Annotated in this window: 14 protein-coding genes; 3 read left to right on the top strand and 11 right to left on the bottom strand. The window is 68.9% G+C overall.

Annotated elements, in window-relative coordinates:
• The first annotated feature begins 23 nt into the window (after positions 1 to 23).
• Together ACFVVI_RS08880 and ACFVVI_RS08885 are read left to right on the top strand one after the other, a co-directional pair.
• On the top strand, positions 24 to 1,214 hold the full coding sequence (locus ACFVVI_RS08880) for a Zn-ribbon domain-containing OB-fold protein (protein WP_067444818.1): 1,191 nt from the start codon (positions 24 to 26) through the stop codon (positions 1,212 to 1,214).
• Complete coding sequence (locus tag ACFVVI_RS08885) at positions 1,211 to 2,389, top strand: beta-ketoacyl synthase N-terminal-like domain-containing protein (protein ID WP_387444620.1); 1,179 nt, start codon at positions 1,211 to 1,213, stop codon at positions 2,387 to 2,389. The genes ACFVVI_RS08880 and ACFVVI_RS08885 overlap by 4 nt, the downstream gene beginning before the upstream one ends.
• A gap of 163 nt (positions 2,390 to 2,552) precedes the next feature.
• On the opposite strand, the gene ACFVVI_RS08890 is transcribed toward ACFVVI_RS08885, so the two are convergent.
• The 3 genes from ACFVVI_RS08890 to ACFVVI_RS08900 all read right to left on the bottom strand — a co-directional run bounded on the left by ACFVVI_RS08890 (position 2,553) and on the right by ACFVVI_RS08900 (position 5,380).
• Positions 2,553 to 2,765, bottom strand: coding sequence for a DUF2283 domain-containing protein (locus tag ACFVVI_RS08890; protein ID WP_387444621.1), 213 nt, complete (start codon positions 2,763 to 2,765; stop codon positions 2,553 to 2,555).
• Positions 2,766 to 3,013: 248 nt separating this feature from the next.
• On the bottom strand, positions 3,014 to 3,547 hold the full coding sequence (locus ACFVVI_RS08895) for an NUDIX hydrolase (protein ID WP_387444624.1): 534 nt from the start codon (positions 3,545 to 3,547) through the stop codon (positions 3,014 to 3,016).
• A 294-nt stretch (positions 3,548 to 3,841) separates the two neighbouring features.
• Positions 3,842 to 5,380: an AMP-binding protein gene (locus ACFVVI_RS08900; RefSeq protein ID WP_387444626.1), complete on the bottom strand. Its 1,539-nt coding sequence runs from the start codon at positions 5,378 to 5,380 to the stop codon at positions 3,842 to 3,844.
• A gap of 90 nt (positions 5,381 to 5,470) precedes the next feature.
• Here ACFVVI_RS08900 and ACFVVI_RS08905 point away from each other — a divergent pair, with 90 nt between their 5' ends.
• Positions 5,471 to 6,187, top strand: a complete 717-nt coding sequence (locus ACFVVI_RS08905; RefSeq protein WP_067444827.1) for an enoyl-CoA hydratase/isomerase family protein — start codon at positions 5,471 to 5,473, stop codon at positions 6,185 to 6,187.
• Positions 6,188 to 6,208: 21 nt separating this feature from the next.
• Here the strand turns inward: ACFVVI_RS08905 and ACFVVI_RS08910 are convergent, their stop codons facing one another.
• From ACFVVI_RS08910 to ACFVVI_RS08945, 8 genes are read right to left on the bottom strand one after another with little or no spacing between them, the layout of a single operon-like run.
• Positions 6,209 to 6,745 carry a carboxymuconolactone decarboxylase family protein gene (locus tag ACFVVI_RS08910; RefSeq protein ID WP_387444628.1) on the bottom strand — a complete coding sequence of 179 codons (537 nt, stop codon included), beginning with the start codon at positions 6,743 to 6,745 and terminating at the stop codon, positions 6,209 to 6,211.
• 56 nt (positions 6,746 to 6,801) lie between these two features.
• Complete coding sequence (locus ACFVVI_RS08915) at positions 6,802 to 7,545, bottom strand: SDR family NAD(P)-dependent oxidoreductase (protein WP_387444630.1); 744 nt, start codon at positions 7,543 to 7,545, stop codon at positions 6,802 to 6,804.
• Complete coding sequence (locus ACFVVI_RS08920; RefSeq protein ID WP_387444632.1) at positions 7,542 to 8,369, bottom strand: TauD/TfdA dioxygenase family protein; 828 nt, start codon at positions 8,367 to 8,369, stop codon at positions 7,542 to 7,544. Before ACFVVI_RS08920 ends, ACFVVI_RS08915 begins: the two co-directional genes overlap by 4 nt.
• Before the next feature lie 10 nt (positions 8,370 to 8,379).
• Complete coding sequence (locus tag ACFVVI_RS08925; RefSeq protein ID WP_387444634.1) at positions 8,380 to 9,810, bottom strand: aldehyde dehydrogenase family protein; 1,431 nt, start codon at positions 9,808 to 9,810, stop codon at positions 8,380 to 8,382.
• 7 nt (positions 9,811 to 9,817) lie between these two features.
• A complete protein-coding gene (locus tag ACFVVI_RS08930) occupies positions 9,818 to 11,524 on the bottom strand; it encodes a thiamine pyrophosphate-binding protein (RefSeq protein WP_387444637.1) in 1,707 nt (568 codons plus the stop codon).
• On the bottom strand, positions 11,514 to 12,440 hold the full coding sequence (locus tag ACFVVI_RS08935) for an SDR family NAD(P)-dependent oxidoreductase (RefSeq protein ID WP_387444640.1): 927 nt from the start codon (positions 12,438 to 12,440) through the stop codon (positions 11,514 to 11,516). The genes ACFVVI_RS08930 and ACFVVI_RS08935 overlap by 11 nt, the downstream gene beginning before the upstream one ends.
• A 24-nt stretch (positions 12,441 to 12,464) precedes the next feature.
• Complete coding sequence (locus tag ACFVVI_RS08940; RefSeq protein WP_387444642.1) at positions 12,465 to 14,306, bottom strand: flavin-containing monooxygenase; 1,842 nt, start codon at positions 14,304 to 14,306, stop codon at positions 12,465 to 12,467.
• Between the two features lie 49 nt (positions 14,307 to 14,355).
• Positions 14,356 to 15,729 (bottom strand): SRPBCC family protein, encoded by a 1,374-nt coding sequence (locus ACFVVI_RS08945; RefSeq protein WP_387444645.1) that lies wholly within the window; start codon positions 15,727 to 15,729, stop codon positions 14,356 to 14,358.
• Positions 15,730 to 15,737 lie beyond the last annotated feature (8 nt).

Below are 15,737 nucleotides of genomic sequence, written 5' to 3' on the forward strand. Positions count from 1 at the left end.
ATCACCTAGGTCGGGAGAGCACGATGCCGTTGATCGCTTCGGTCGGTACCTATCTGCCGTGCTGGGGTACCGCCGAACAGCGCGTACCCGGTGACGACGAGGACGCGATCACCCTCGCCGTCGAAGCGGGCCGGGCCGCGATCGCCTCGGGGGCCGGGGTGGAGCACGTCGTGCTGGTCAGCCGGGATCTGCCGCTGCTGGAAGGCGGCAACGCCGCGGTACTACTGGCAGGCCTCGGTCTGGATTCCGAGCTCGAGGTCACCGAACGGCTCGGCGGCGCACCCGCGACCCTCGACGCCCTCGGCTCGGCGCGGCCGCGAACCCTGGTGATCGGCGTCGACCTCGATCCGGCCGGCGCGGCCGCCGCCGTCACGGGCGAACGCGGACTGCAGGTGCGCACCGCGGCGCGCGTCGCCCGGAGCCTGCCGGTCCGGACCCGCTACGCCACCGGCGTCGTGCACGACTACGGCGACCCCCGACTATTGCGCGAACGCGGACTTCTCGGGTCACTGGCCGCGTCCTGGCTCGACACCCCGGTCGCGGTGGCCGGTGTCGATCACGAACAGGCCACCGACCTGTGTATCGGTACTCCGCCGCCGCTGCCCACCTTGGGGGCGAGTTCTGGATTGTTCGCGCTGGCGGCGATGGTGGACGCGGGGCAGGCCGGCCCGCTGGTCGGGGTGGAACAGGGCAGTCTGTCCGGCGTCACGGTCGCGGCGGGCGCGGTGCCGGTGCATCGGCGCGAACCGCCGCCGCGGGAGAAACCGGTGACGAGCTTCGTGCCCGGGGCCGACATCCCGATCTCGCTGGCCGCCTATGAGCGCGCGTTCGAGGCGAAAGTGCGCTGGGCTGCCGGACGCCACGACGGCACCGACGAACTGGACTTCCCACCCCGCTATCGGGTGGACGACGACGGCACTTTGCGCACCGACTACACGCTGGTGCCGTTGCCCCGCACCGCCACCGTGTACACGTCGGTGACGGTGCACGTGCCGGTGCCCGGGCTGAAAACGCCGTATTCGCTGGTCATCGTCGAACTCGACGAGGTCGGCGTGCGCGCGCTGGTGAAAGTGACCAGCGCCGAACCGGGTTCGGTGGACATCGGCGATCGCGGCCGCATGGTGTTGCGACGCGTGGCGGTGCGCTCCGGCGTGCCGGACTACGGCTACGCCTTCGAACCGGAAACCCCCGAACGACAGGAGTCGGCAGCATGAGAAGAGTCGCCATCGTCGGCGCCGGAATGACGCCCTTCGCCGAGCATTTCGCGCTCGGTATCAAAGATCTGGTGCCGATGGCCTTCGCCGACTGCGCGCGCACCATCGACAAGGGGCTGCGCAAATCCGACATCCAGGCGGCGTGGTTCGGTGAGCTCGGCACCGCCGACGGGTTCGCCTCCGGCATTCTCGCCGACACCCTCGGGCTGCCCGACATTCCGGTGACCCGCGTCGAGAACGCCTGCGCCACCGGGCACGACGCGGTCCGCAACGGCCTGCTCGCGATCGCCTCCGGCGCCATCGACGTCGCCCTGGTTGTCGGCGCGGACAAGCTGCGCGAGTCCGCGTCCAAGGACATGCTGTGGGAGTGGGAGGCGATGACCCGTGACATGGCCTGGGACTACCCGCTCGGGCTGGTCGCGCCTGCCGGGTTCGCGCTGCACGTGGCACGGTACCTGCACGAATCACCTGCCACACGCGAACACATGGCCATGGTCGCGGTGAAGAACCATCGGCACGGTGTCCGAAACCTCAAGGCGCGGTTGCGCTTCGAGATCAGTATCGAGGAAGCCCTCGCGGCGCCGACGGTGGTCACGCCCTTCGGGCTCTACGACTGCGCGCCGCAGAGCGACGGGGCGGCGGCGCTCGTGCTGGTGGCCGAGGACGTGGTCGATCGCTACACCGACCGCCCCGTGTGGATCCGCGGGGTCGGGCTCGGCATGGATTCGGTGATGCACCAGCACAAGCGGGACATGACGACATTCCCCGCCACGGTCCGTGCCGCGCGCCAGGCGTTCGGCATGGCCGGGCTGACCCCGTCGGACATCGATGTCGCCGAGGTGCACGACTTCTTTACCGGCATCGAGTTGATGAGCTACGAGGATCTCGGGTTCGCCGATCGGTTCGAGGCCCACAAGCTCGTCGAATCGGGCGTCACCAGCGTCGGCGGCGCGCTACCGGTCAATCCGAGCGGCGGCCTGAAGTCGAAGGGACATCCGCCGGGCGCCACCGGTGTGGCGCAGTGCGTGGAGTTGTTCGAGCAGTTGCGCGGCGACGCGGTGAACCAGGTCGACCGGGCCCGAATCGGGTTGGCGCACTCCATCGGTGGTCCCACCGCGGTCGCGGCCGTGACGATCCTGGCGGGCCCCGACGCGCGAGACTCGGCTCAGTCGTAGACGAGTCCGTCGACGACGGTGGCCGCGATCGCTGAGTCGATCAGCACAGTACTGGCGGCAATGCCAGGTGATCGCATCTCGCTTCGGGTTGATGCGGTCATCAGATCGAGCCGCCGGTTCGGGCTACCCGCGGCGTGTGCCGAGTAGCCCGAACCGGCGGGGATCATCCGATTTGTTCAGCCGCGTCGAGTACTTCGGCCGAGATGGTTTCGCGTGCGCCGATCACCTCGATGCCGAGTAGCACGCCATCGACATCGAAATCCAGGACCATCTCGGCCCCGTCGAGTGGTACTGCTTGTTGCCGGACGGCTTGTCCGGGACCGATGCGATCGGCGAGGTAGATCATCGCGGCGTTTGCCGCCGAATCGTAGGTCATCCGCACAAGGACAACTCCTGTCGAGTTGGTTCCGACGTCAGTTGCCCATTGTCGTTGATTCTTGATCGGACCACGCACTAGTACTTGCGCGGGCGTCGCTGAATATGAGCGATGGGTACCAGCGTGGGCGCGTGTTCAACTTGTACTTGCTCGCGTCCAGCCTCGCGATGGAAGACCATGCGAAGCGGACCGGGTGGGTCGAAAGCGCTCGAATTGGTTGGTGGCGCGGAGTCCCGCCGAACGCACTCCTAGGTCAGTGTGAGCGCTCGGTATACGCCGACTACAGTTGCCGCACCGATGATTTCGCCACGGTCGATCATCTGCACAGCCTCATCGAGCGGCACCCACCGGATTGCCTCGGCTTCGTTGATGTCCGGGCGTGTGTCGGTGAGGTCGGCACCGCGAGCGAGGTACACCTCCTGTGGATGGTCGAGAGTGCCGATCGCGGGTTGGTAGGTCACCAAGTGTTGCATGGTGCGGGGGCGCCACCCGGTTTCTTCCTCGACTTCGCGGGCCGCTGCCGAGGCCACGTCTTCAGCGTGGTCGACGTATCCGCCGGGCAGCTCCCATACCCACTGGTCGATGATCCACCGGTGCCGGTACATCAGCAGGACCTCGCGGGAATCATTGAGCACCAGTGTCATCGCGCACCGTGGCATCCGGGCGACGTACTGAGTGAACTCCACGCCGTCCGGCAGGCGGATATCGGCGGTCGACAGCCGGATGTGCCGGCTCTCGTCGAGTACCCGCTCACCAAGGATTGTCCACTGGCTGTCGCGCATGCCGTCGACGGTAGTGGAATGCGATGGCAGAGCGGAATTGCCGAGTGCGAGGTCCGTCAGATCGGACGACTTCGATGGCCGTACCGCAGGAGGTCGTAGCCGTACCGGCCCAGCGGGCGAGTTCAGACCTGATCGCCCGGCATCATCCTTTGCTGGAAATCGAAGGTGGCCAAGCGTTCTCGAACTGCGCGCCGATGGCGTCGGTTCGACACCATCGGTCGCGCAGATTCGATCCCGTACGCGGTCGCCGCGTGGATTTCGCAGCTCTACGTCTGGGCGCGGGAGTTCAGCCGTTCATCGGTTGGCGGTCGCGATGTTTCGTCGGACGTGGAACTTCTGCACTTTGCCGCTGGCGGTTCGGGGGAAGTCCTCGACCTGGTGCAGTTCCTCGGGCCACTTCTGTTTGGCGACACCGGCTTTGTCGAAATGCGTACGCATCTCGTCGATGGTCGGCATCTCGTGGCCGGTGCGCAGCCGCACCACGGCGGCGGCGTGCTCGCCGAGGCGGGCATCCGGTGCGGCGACGACGACCGCCTCGGCGATTCCGGGCATTGTCAGCAGGACCTCCTCGACTTCGAGGGCGCTGATGTTCTCGCCGCCGCGGATGATGATGTCAGCCTTGCGGTCGGTGATCGTGAGGTAGCCGTCGGCGTCGAGTTCGCCGATGTCGCCGGTGCGGTACCAGCCGTCGGCGTCGAAGGCGGCGGCGGTGAGGGCGTCGTCGGTGTAGCCGAGGCACAATTCCGGTCCGCGACTGAGGATTTCGCCGTCGGGGGCCAGGCGGATCTCCACGCCGGGTAGGACATCGCCGTCGGTGAACAGGCGTTTGTCCGAGGCCGCGGTGATCTGTGACCCGGTGATCGACGGGTGCTCGGTGCTGCCGTAGGAGCGGAAGACCGTGATGCCGAGTTCGTCGAGCCTGCGGGTGACCGCCGCGGGCACCGACGACCCGCCCAGGCCCGCGTACCGCATCCGGGGCAGATGCGCGGCGGTGAAATCGGGGTGGTCGAGCAGGCTGGTGACGAAGTACGTCGCGCCGCCGCCCACGGTGAGTCCGTCGCTGTGCATCAGCGCGAGGACGCGCTGCGGATCCCACACATCGGCCAGGTTCACCGGCGACGCGTCCAGCACCGGGATCAGGAAGGCGTTCACCATGCCGATGAAGTGCCCGACGGGTGCGGCGGTGAGTTGTTTGCCGCGGTCGGGCGGGTACCAGGCGGACAGCTGCCGGGTTTCGTGACCGAGGGTCTCGTGGCTGTGCACGACGCCCTTGGGCGCGCTGGTGGTTCCCGAGGTGAAGGCGATCAGCGCGGGGCCGCCCGGATCGGTCGGGAGGAATCCGGGCATCGGTTCGTCGGCGAGCAGGTCGTCGAAGTCGCGTCCCACCACGCCGACGATCGGGATGTCGGCGCAGAGATCGGCCTGGAACTCGAGGCGCCCGAACCGCTCCGCTCCGATGAACACCCGTGGCGTGGTCGCCTCGAGGATGTAGGTGAGTTCCTTGCGGCCGTAGAAGTGCACGATGGGCACCACCACCGCACCGAGAAAGGCCGACGCCCAGAAGGTGGCGGCGGCCTCCATCCAGTTGGGCAGCTGGAAGGCCACGACGTCGCCGGGTCCGACGCCACGAGCGCGCAGGCCCGCGGCGAGGCGTCGGGCCCGGTGCTCGACCTCGCCGAAGGTGCCCGACCAGGGACGCTCGGCGGAGTGCACCCGGAATTCGGTGTCCGGGGCGGCGGCGAGGCCGCGCGTCAGCAGCTCGCCGATCGGTTCGCCGGTCCACCAGCCCTGCGTTCGGTAGTGCTCGACCAAGTCGGCGGGAATGCTGCGCACGTGAGACTCCAATGCCCGATCCGAAGTTCTGCGGCGATGATGTTATTCTCTGAAAACAAGAATGACAATCTCGTGATGGGAGAATCTTAGATGGTCGAGCTCGAGCTGGACGAGGGCGTCGCGGTCATCACGATCGATCGACCGCACGCGCGCAACGCCATCGCGCCCGTCACGATGGACGAGCTCGACGAGGCGCTCGACAAGGCGGCGGGTGCGCGCGCCCTCGTCGTGCGCGGCGCCGGTGAGCGCGCGTTCGTCTCCGGCGGTGACCTGAAGGAACTCAGCGCTCTGCGCACCGAGGAACAGGCCGCGGCGATGGCCTGGCGGATGCGCTCGATCTGCGACCGGCTGGCGAGTTTCCCCGCCCCCGTGATCGCCGCGCTCAACGGGCATGCGCTCGGCGGCGGCGCCGAGTTCGCGGTGGCCGCTGACATCCGCGTCGCCGCCGACGATATCAAGATCGGCTTCAACCAGTCCGCGCTGGCGATCATGCCGGCCTGGGGCGGCGCGGAACGCCTCGCCGCCCTCGTCGGCAAGAGCCGCGCGCTGCTGCTCGCCGGGTCCGGCGCGATCCTCGACGTCGTCGAGGCGCAGCGCCTCGGCCTGGTGGATCGGGTGCTGCCGCGCGCGGAGTTCGAGGACGGCTGGCGCGCGCTGGCCCGATCGCTGGCCACCCCGCAGGCCGCCGAGATCAAGCGCGTCGTCGGCGGGGTGTCGGCCGAGGAAGCCGTCGCGGCCTTCGCGCGCCTGTGGGTGGCGGATGAGCACTGGGCCGCCGCCGACGCGGTGCTCACCCGCCGCGGATAATCCGCGCCCACCTGCCCGCGCTTACTCCGGTGCGGGCAGGTACGGAACCAGCGCGGCTTCGGCCGCCACGGCGAACGAGCTCAGGGCCATGGCGAGCATCGCGTACATGCCCACGGTGAACACCACATCCATCAGCTGGTGCTCGTCGAACTCGGTCGCCAGGGCGGTCCAGGTCGGGGCGCTCACGGCCCCGTCGCCGAGCAGCTCGTCGACGGCGGCCAGCAGCGCGCCGTCGATCGCCGACCACCCCGACGCGCTCGGACCCCGTTCGATTCGGGCGATCTCCTCGGGCTCCAGGCCCGCGTCGGCGGCCAGGATCGAATGCTGGGCCCACTCGTAGCCGCAGCGCTGGACCGCCGCCACCCGCAGCACCAGCAGCTCGCGCTGCCGGGCCGAGAGCGTGGAGCCGTAGAGGAAGTGCCCGTTGAAGGTGAGGAACGGTTTGGCCAGCGCCGGGTATCTGGCCAGCGTGCCCAGCAGGTTCGCCCCGCTCTGCCGCCCGGTCGACGGCTTGTCGCCGATCGCCGCGCTGCGATACTCGGCCATGAACGTGGTCATCTCCGTGGACCATTCCGCCTTCGGCAACGGCGCGATGCGGGGCTCTTGCGCCGCCGTCACGTGTTCCGCCCGCCGTTGACGCCGATGATCTGGCCGGTGAGATAGCCGGCCTCCTCGCTCACCAGGAACGCGCAGGTGGCGGCCACGTCGGCGGGTGTGCCGATCCGGCCGACCGGGGTGCGCGCGATCTGCGCCTCGACGTCGATGAACCCCCGGTCCACGGTGTGGCGCAGCATCGGGGTGTCGATGAAGCCCGGCGGAATGGTGTTCACCGTAATGCCGCGTTTGGCGAACTCGAGCGCGAGCACCTTGGTCAGACCCACCACGCCGGATTTCGCCGCGACGTACCCGGCCAGCCCGGCCGCGCCGCTGTGCACGCTCGACGACGAGATGTTGACGATGCGTCCCCAGCCCTGCTCGATCATGTCCGGGATCACCGCCTGGCAGCAGTCGAAGGTCCCGGTGAGATTGATCGCCAGGGCCCGGTTCCAGGTCTCGGCGCTGATCTCGAGGAAGGGACCGTCCAGGGTGAGACCGGCGCTGTTCACCAGCACCGCCGGTCGGCCGAGCCGAGCGCGGACCTCGTCGACCCCGGCGTCGATCGCCGCGCGGTCGGTGACGTCGACGGGCAGGCCGATCGCCCGACCGCCGGCGTTCTCGATCGCGGCGGCGGCGTCCTTGGCCGCGTCACCGTTGAGGTCGAAGATGGCGACGGATGCCCCGTCGGCGGCGAGCCGTGCGCTGATCGCGCCGCCGATCCCCGACGCGCCGCCGGTGACGATCGCGGTGCGGGCGCTCATTTGATGGCCTCGTCGCCGGCGAGGGTGGTGCGGTGCATCCGCCGCGGTTCGCGCCGGTCGAACTCGCACGCCCGGTGGACCAGGCCCCGGTTGTCCCAGATCACCAGATCGCCCACCGACCAGGCGTGGCGCAGCACGCGCTCCGGTGCGGTGGCGCGCGCCTGGAGGTCGTCGAGCAGTGCGCGCCCCTGCTCGGGGTCCATGTCGACGATGTGGGACGTGGTCGCCCCGAAGACCAGGGAGCGCCGCCCGGTGTCGTGCTGCCACACCAGCGGATGCTCGCGTACGGTGCGCGAGGCCCATTCGGTGAGCTGCTCCTCGGTGGGGTCCGGGTAGGTCAGGCGCTGGATCGCGGCGAAGGTGTGCACCACTCGCAGGTCGGCGACGCGCTGCCGCTCGTCGTCGGAGAGGTTGTCGTAGGCCGCGTAGGTGCTGGCGAACTCGGTCTCGCCGCCCTCGGTGGCGATCACGTGCGCGCTGAGCATCGACGCCTTGGCCGGGATGGCGTCCAACGCGCCGTCGAGGTGCCAGAAATCGTTGCTCGCGAAGTACTCCGCGTTGGGATTGTCGGGGTCGAAGCTGATCTGCATGACATCGGGGTTGGCGTAGAGCGGGAACTGCACCAGCTCGCCCAACCGCCGCCCGAACGCCGCCTGCGCGTCGTCGCCGATGTGCAGTTCGCGAAACAGCAGGACGCCGTGCTCCTCGAGCGCCGCCATGCACGCGGCCGGAATGTCGGGGTCGTGCAGCAGCCGGTCGGCGTCGGCGTCGAGCACCTCCACGCCGACGGCGTCGCTCAGTTTCTTCGTGGCCAGGGTAGGCATCGGTCGCCTCTCATTCTTCCGGCGGCGCGTAACCGAGCACGCCCTTGATCTCGAGGTAGTCGTGGAAGCCGAAATCGCCCCACTCGCGGCCGTTGCCGCTCTTCTTGTAACCGCCGAAGGGCGTGTGGAAATCGAACCCGTCGTTGATCGCGATCGACCCCGCCCTGATCCGGCGGGCGACCGCGCGCGCCTGCGCCAGGTCGGTGCCGGCGACGAAGCCGGCCAGGCCGTACTCGGTGTCGTTGGCGATCTCGACGGCGTGGTCGAGATCGTCGTAACCCAGGATCGTCAGGACCGGCCCGAAGATCTCCTCGCGGGCGATGGTCATGTCATTGGTGACCTCGGCGAAGACGGTGGGCCGCACGTAGTAGCCGATGCTCAGACCGTCCGGTTTGCCGGGCCCGCCTGCCACCAGTGTGGCCCCCTCGCCGATGCCCTTGGCGATCAGTGTCTGGATCTTGTCGAACTGGTTGGCCGAGACCACCGGGCCGATGGCGAACTCGCCGTGCGGATCGCCGACGGTGACCCCCTCGGCCGCACCGCGGGCGACCTCGATCGCCTCGGCCATCCGCGAGGCGGGCACCAGCATGCGCGAGGGCGCGCTACAGGTCTGGCCCGAGTTGAGCATCATGCTCACCACGCCCTTGCCGACGTTCTCGGCGAAGGCGTCGTCATCGAGGATGATGTTGGGGTTCTTGCCGCCGAGCTCCTGGGTGACCCGCTTGACCCCGGCCGCCGCGTTGCGCGCGATCTCGATGCCCGCCCTGGCCGAGCCGGTGAACGAGACCAGGTCGACGTCGGGATGACTCGCCAACGGCACGCCGACCGCGAGGCCGTCGCCCTGCACCAGGTTGAACACCCCGGCCGGAACACCGGCGGCATCGAGGATCTCGGCGAAGATCTGTCCGGAGAACGGCGCGAGTTCGGAGGGCTTGAGCACCATGGTGCAGCCGGTGGCCAGCGCGGGGAAGACCTTCACCGCGATCTGGTTCAGCGGCCAGTTCCAGGGGGTGATCAGGGCGCAGACCCCGATCGGCTCCTTCACGATCAGTGACGCGCCGCGCTGTTCCTCGAAGCGGAATCCCTCGAGGACCTCGATCGTGGTGCTGAGGTGGCCCGTCCCCAGGTCCACCTGGAAGCCGTTGGCCAGGGCGGCCGGTGCCCCCAGCTCCTCGATCAGCGCCGCCCCGAGATCGGGGGCGCGTTTCTGATATTCGGCGAGAACCGCGCGCAGCAGCGCGAGCCGTTGCGCGGGCTCGGTGCTCGACCACCCGTCGAACGCGGCGCGCGCGGCGGCGACCGCGCGGTCCACGTCCGCCGCCGTGCCGACGGCCACCGTGCCGCACACCTGCTCGGTGGCCGGATTCACCACGTCGATGGTGTGGGGCTCGGCGGGGTCGGTCCACTGCCCGTCGATGTAGAGCTTCAGATATTCACGCATGATTTCCTCACTGAGTGCCTTCCGCGTACCAGGTGCGGAATTCGTCGTAGCTCGGCATTTCTTCCGAATTCGCCTTCGGGTCGACCGCGACGTGGATGACGCCCGGTCGCCCGCTGGCGTAGGCGCGTTTGATGGCGGGGGCGATGTCCTCGTCGCGCTCGACGTATTCGCCGTAGCAGCCGAAGCCCTCGGCGACCTTGTCCAGCCGGGTGTTCTTGCTCCAGTGCACGCCGGTCTCGAGCGAGCCCTGCCCGTAGGTGCGCTTGTAGACGCCGACCTCGAGCCCCCAGGCGTAGTCGACCGCGACCACGCAGACCAGGGGGAGGTTCAGTCGCGCGGCGGTTTCGAGTTCGGCGATGTGGAACTGGAACGAGGAGTCGCCGGTGATCAGCATCATCGGTCGTTTGCCGCCGTCGGCCACGCCCGCGCCTACCGCGTAGGGCAGGCCGGTGCCCAGATGGCCGAAGTTCTGATTCCACATGACGTCATGGGGTTTGGCCTGCGAGTAGGTCCAGCCGAAGATCGTGGTGGCGCCGCCGTCGCGCACCATGATGCCGTCGGCCGGGAACGCCTGCGTCGCCTCCACGATCAGCCGCGCCGGGTGCACCGGCGACATCCCCGACGGCGCGGTCTCGGCCAGTTCCGCGAGCTGGGCCGCGTCCTGTTCGATCCAGCCCGCGAGCTCGGGGGTGGGGGTGCGTGGGGTCTCGCGCAGCGCCTCGACCAGCTGCGGGACGATCGCGCGCAGGTCACCGACCAGCGGCACGTCCACCGATCGGTTCACCCCGATGGCCTCGGGGTCCTGCTCGACGAGGATCCACTTGCGGTTGGCCTCGTTGTCGACCCAGTGCCGTCCGCGCCCGTAGTGCACCGGTTCGCCCAGTTCGGTGCCGACGGCCAGGCACAGGTCGGATTTCACGACCGCGTCGATCGCCGCCGCCGAGAACCCGTACGGGAAGGTGCGGTCCTCGAGCCCGGGGATGAAGGAGGTGCCGCCCGAGGTCTGGATGACCGGGCAGGCCATGGCCTCGGCCAGCGCGCGGACCGACTCGCCGGCGCGCGTGGTGTGCACGCCGTGTCCCACGAGCAGCACGGGCTGGCTCGCCGCGCGGATGTAGTTCACCGCCTCGGCGATCCGGTCCGCACCGGCCGTCTGCCCGACCAGGCGATACGCCGACGGCGCCAGCGCGGGCCCGACCTCGAGTTCCTCCTGGATGACGTGCGAGGGGTACTCGATGTACACCGGGCCGGGGGTGCCCGAGAGCGCCTTGCGCAGACCCTGCCGGATGACCTCGTCGGTCTGGTCGGCGTATTCGATACTGGCGCAGTACTTCACCGACGGCTCGAACAGTTCCGCCTGCTTGACGAACTGGATGCGACCGCGCCGCACCCGCTGTTCGGTGATCCGCGCGCGCTGCCCGCCCAGGAAGATCACCGGCGAGTTCTCGACCTTGGCGCACATCATGGCCCCGGCCAGGTTGGCGACGCCGGGGCCGAGGGTGCCGATGCACACCGCGGCCTTGCCGGTCATCCGGGACACCGCCTCGGCCATGAAACCGGCCGACTCCTCGTGGTGCGGGGCCACCACCGTCCAACCGCGTTCTTCGGCGAGATGGAACATGTGCACGAAGTTGGGGTCGGGAATGCCGAACAGGGTGTTGATGCCCTCGGCTTCGAAGAGTTGCAGAATGCGTTCGTAGACTTTAACCGACATGCGTGCTGCCCTTCATAGCTGTCGCGAAGCTCTTGGTGATGTGGTCGATGTGTCCGGAGGGGACGACCGGCAGGATCCAGGGATCCTCGGTCGCCCGGATGTCGTCGATCCGCGCGCCGACCTCCTCGATCGACCAGCTCGGCTGGTACACCCCGGGGGTCTCGGCGATGAACGCCCGCGCCACGCGTCCGGCGATCGACACCAGCATCTCGCCGGTGATCGAGCAGGATTCGTGCGCGAGCCACCCCACCACCGGCGCCGCCAGTTCCGGGTCCATGGGCGGATAGGCCGAGGTGTCGATGCCCTCGGCGAGGCGGGTGAGCGCGGCGGGCACGATCACGTTGCAGCGCACGCCGTGTTCGGCGCCCTCGAGCGCGATCACGTTCGACAGTCCGATCAGCCCCGCCTTGGCGGCGCCGTAGTTGGCGACGCGGTGGTTGCCGTAGAGCCCGCCGATCGAGGAGGTGAGGACCACCCGGCCGTATCCGGCCTCGCACATCAGCGCGAACGCCGGGCGCACCACGTGGAACGCGCCGCGCAGGTGGACGTCGAGGACGGCGTCGAAGTCCTCGTAGGACATCTGCGCCAGCGGCGCGTACCGGTTGTTGCCCGCGTTGTGCACGATGATGTCGATCCGGCCGAAGGCCTCGATCGCGGTCGCCACGATCGCGCGCCCGCCCTGCGCCGTCGCCACCGAATCGGTGCTGGCCACCGCGATGCCGCCGGCGGCGGTGATCTCCTCGACCACCGCCGCTGCGACTCCGGCGTCGCCGCTGTCCCCGCTGATGGTGGCGCCGGGGTCGTTGACGACCACCTTGGCGCCCTTCGCGGCGAGCAGCAGCGCGTAGGCGCGGCCCAATCCGCGTCCGGCGCCGGTGATCACGGCGACTCTGCCCTCGAACCCGAGTTCAGACATGGTGGGCTCCGCTCGCCGCGCGCCTCATCGGGCCGGTTCGGTCGGGGTGCCCAGCGCCAGGCCGGGCAGCTCGCCGGTGTCGCGCCACGCCTGGAGCAGATCCTCGAAGGCGTAGAAGCCGGGCCAGTACGGGTCGCCGAGGTGGGAGCGGATCTGCTGTTCGCCCTCGTTGTTGTAGTAGCCGGGGGTGCACTCGCGCTGGAAGTTGCTGTTGTCGATCGCGCTCTCGCGCACGGTCGCGCACCACTGTTCCTGCGCGTCGGCGGTGGGTTCGACCGTGGTCGCGCCCCGGCTCATCGTCTGCTCGATGATGAAGGCGATGTGGCGGGCCTGCTGTTCGAACATGGCCGTCGTGCTCGCGGTCACCCCGCCCTGGACGAACCCGGTGAAGAACTGGTTCGGGAAACCGGTGGTCATCGTGCCGTGCAGGGTGCGGTAGCCCTTGGCCCAGTGGTCGTAGAGCGAGAGCTCGTCGCGGCCCACGTAGGGGGCGATGCCGAAGCGTCGGTCGAGGTCGGTGGTGATCTCGAAACCGCTGGCGAAGATGATGCAGTCCACCTCGTGTTCGACGCCGTCGGCGACGATGCCACGGGCGGTGATCCGCTCCACGCCCTTGGTACCGGACACGTCGACGAGCGTGACGTTGTCGCGGTTGAAGGTCGGCAGGTACTCGTCGTTGAAACACGGCCGCTTGCACAGGAACCGGTAGTAGGGCTTGAGCGCCTCGGCGGTCGCCGGGTCGGTGACGATCTCGTCGACCCGGTCACGCACCCGCTGCATCGCCCGATAGTCCGCCTGCTCCCGCAGTTCCATGAACTTCTCCGGCGTCAGCTCCGCCCACCCGCCGGTGCTGTCGAGGTGGTCGCGCACATTGCGGCTGACCTCGGTCCAGCCGTCGCAGACCAGATCGTCCTGACCGGGACCGTAGGCTTCGAACGCACCGGTGTGGAAGTTGCGGCGGATCTCCTCCTGCCAGCCGGGCTGCAAGCTCTCGGCCCACGCGGGGTCGGTGGGCACGTTGCCGCGCTCGTAGATGTAGGACGGGGTGCGCTGGAAGACGGTGAGATGGCGCGCCGAGCGGGCCAGGTGGGGAATGGACTGCACGCCGCTGGCGCCGGTCCCGATGATCGCCACCCGTTTGTCGGCGAGTTTGTCCAGGCCCCCGCGCATGTCGCCGCCGGTGTACTCGTAGTCCCAGCGCGCGGTGTGGAAGGTGTGTCCCGCGAAATCGCCGAGACCGGGGATGCCGGGCAGCTTGGGCCGGTTGAACGGGCCCTGACACATGACGACGAAGCGGGCGCGAATCTCGTCGCCCCGATCGGTGCCGATCCGCCAGCGCTGGATCGACTCGTCCCACGCCATCGAGCGGGTGAGCGTGCCGAAGATCGCCTTGTCGTAGAGACCGAAGTGCCTGCCGATGCGCTGGCAGTGCTCGAAGACCTCGTCGCCGTAGGAGTACTTCTGCTTCGGGACGTAGCCGACCTCCTCGAGCAACGGCAGATAGCAGTAGCAGTCGGTGTCGCACTGGATGCCGGGGTAGCGATTCCAGTACCACGCGCCGCCGAAATCGCCGGCGTGCTCGATGATCCGGAAGTCCGCCACCCCGGCCTCGCTGATCCGGGCGGCGGTGACGAGTCCGGCCAGCCCGCCGCCGAGGATCGCGACGTCGATGTCCTGGGAGATCGGCGGTCGCGGCTGGACCGGGGTGTACGGGTCGGCTTCGTGATATTCGGCGAAGTCCGCCTCGGCCGTCACGTACTGCTGCTGGCCCTCGGGGCGGATGCGCTTGTCGCGTTCGGCGAGATACTTCGCCCGGAGCGCTTCGTGATCGACCTCGGGTGTCTGCGTTGGTGCGCAGTTCTGCATGCGAATTCCTCGGTGTGGTGCGGTGTTTCGGGTGATCAGGGCACGGGACTCAGGCGAGGTCGCGCGGTGCGCCGGTGCCCATGTAGGTGGCCAGGTTGTGGTGCAGGTTCACGACGCTGCGTTCGCGGTAGGGGTTGGGCATCGGCCCGGCGAAGCCGCGCGTCTTCATGCCCTGCTGCACGGCGGCCATGTTCGAGAAGTCCTGGGGCAGCACGGTGCGCCAGGCCGGATCGTCGGCCGCGGTGTACTCCCACTCGGTCTTCGGTTCCTGGCCGGCCGGGAACAGTTCGTAGACGGCCGCCTCGAAGATGCACTTGTCGGGGTCGTAGCCGTAGGGCCGGGCGCTGTAGCAGAGCATGTTGTTGAGCGCGTGCCCGATCTGGAAGTTGGGGAAGATCTGCCACGCGGTCCCCGCCGCCGCGACGACCTGCGGGTCCACCGTCGGCCACACCACCCCGCGATCGGCGTCGTACTCGCGGGCCGATTGCAGCCAGTGCTTGAGCACCTGATCGGCCGGGGTGCCCTCGGGCAGCTCCGCGACCAGCCGATTCGCGGCGTCGACCAGGGTGCGGGTGGTGTTGGTGTTGGCGTTCTCCCAGGTGAAGTTCTGGAGTTCGGCCGTGGACATGCGGGCGTCGGGTCCGGCGCCGAGGCGCAGCTTGGCCTGGTTCTCCTCCATGCCCTTTGGCGCGTCGTAGCCGATGTTGCTGTGCTTGCCCTGGGCGCGCGACCACCCGAGGAAATTGCCGAAGTTCATGAACTCGGGGTGGGTGTAGGGCACGTGGTAGGTCTCCATGAACGCCTCCAACGCGACCTTCCAGTTGCAGTCGAAGACCAGCCAACGCCGCCACCGATAGCGCATGTTCTCCAGCTGGAACGGATCGAGCAGCCCGGCCGCGGGTTCCAGGTACTCCCGCAGCGGCTCGGCCTCTGGGGCCATGGTGATCCAGATCCAGCCGCCCCAGGTGTCGACCCGCACCTCGCCGAGCCGGGTGCGGTCCGGGGTCAGCCCGCACGGCCAGTCCTGCTGCTCGGCCGCGAAGGTATTGCGGCCCTCGAGGTCGTAGCGCCAGCCGTGGAACCCGCAGACGAACTGCTTGCGGCGGCCGTGCGCCTCCCGCGCGCCCGGGGGAGTGTCGATCAGTCGGCGGCCCCGATGCGAGCAGACGTTGTAGTAGGCGCGCAGCGTGTCGGGCGCCGAGCGCACCACGATGATCGAGTCGTCGAGGATGTCGTAGGTGAGGAAGTCGCCGACCTGGGCCAGTTCCTCGACCCGACCGACCTGCTGCCACACCTTGGTCCACAGCTTGTCGCGTTCGGCGCGGGCGTAGTCCGGCGACAGATAGGCCTCCACGCCGATCGAGCGCGGGGTCGACAGCGCCTCCTCGGTAGCGGTGAGCGCGGACTCGGTGGTGTCGGTCATGACCTCTC

Origin of the sequence: Nocardia sp. NPDC058114, from assembly GCF_042884695.1 — a bacterium.
In the GTDB taxonomy this organism is placed as follows: Bacteria; Actinomycetota; Actinomycetes; order Mycobacteriales; family Mycobacteriaceae; genus Nocardia.

Excerpts from the sequence above, each read along its gene's own strand:
- ACFVVI_RS08880 (WP_067444818.1), top strand. The coding sequence starts at position 24 with ATGCCGTTGATCGCTTCGGTCGGTACCTATCTGCCGTGCTGGGGTACC.
- ACFVVI_RS08885 (WP_387444620.1), top strand. The coding sequence starts at position 1,211 with ATGAGAAGAGTCGCCATCGTCGGCGCCGGAATGACGCCCTTCGCCGAG.
- ACFVVI_RS08890 (WP_387444621.1), bottom strand. The coding sequence starts at position 2,765 with ATGACCTACGATTCGGCGGCAAACGCCGCGATGATCTACCTCGCCGAT.
- ACFVVI_RS08895 (WP_387444624.1), bottom strand. The coding sequence starts at position 3,547 with ATGCGCGACAGCCAGTGGACAATCCTTGGTGAGCGGGTACTCGACGAG.
- ACFVVI_RS08905 (WP_067444827.1), top strand. The coding sequence starts at position 5,471 with ATGGTCGAGCTCGAGCTGGACGAGGGCGTCGCGGTCATCACGATCGAT.
- ACFVVI_RS08910 (WP_387444628.1), bottom strand. The coding sequence starts at position 6,745 with ATGACCACGTTCATGGCCGAGTATCGCAGCGCGGCGATCGGCGACAAG.
- ACFVVI_RS08915 (WP_387444630.1), bottom strand. The coding sequence starts at position 7,545 with ATGAGCGCCCGCACCGCGATCGTCACCGGCGGCGCGTCGGGGATCGGC.
- ACFVVI_RS08920 (WP_387444632.1), bottom strand. The coding sequence starts at position 8,369 with ATGCCTACCCTGGCCACGAAGAAACTGAGCGACGCCGTCGGCGTGGAG.
- ACFVVI_RS08925 (WP_387444634.1), bottom strand. The coding sequence starts at position 9,810 with ATGCGTGAATATCTGAAGCTCTACATCGACGGGCAGTGGACCGACCCC.
- ACFVVI_RS08930 (WP_387444637.1), bottom strand. The coding sequence starts at position 11,524 with ATGTCGGTTAAAGTCTACGAACGCATTCTGCAACTCTTCGAAGCCGAG.
- ACFVVI_RS08935 (WP_387444640.1), bottom strand. The coding sequence starts at position 12,440 with ATGTCTGAACTCGGGTTCGAGGGCAGAGTCGCCGTGATCACCGGCGCC.
- ACFVVI_RS08940 (WP_387444642.1), bottom strand. The coding sequence starts at position 14,306 with ATGCAGAACTGCGCACCAACGCAGACACCCGAGGTCGATCACGAAGCG.
- ACFVVI_RS08945 (WP_387444645.1), bottom strand. The coding sequence starts at position 15,729 with ATGACCGACACCACCGAGTCCGCGCTCACCGCTACCGAGGAGGCGCTG.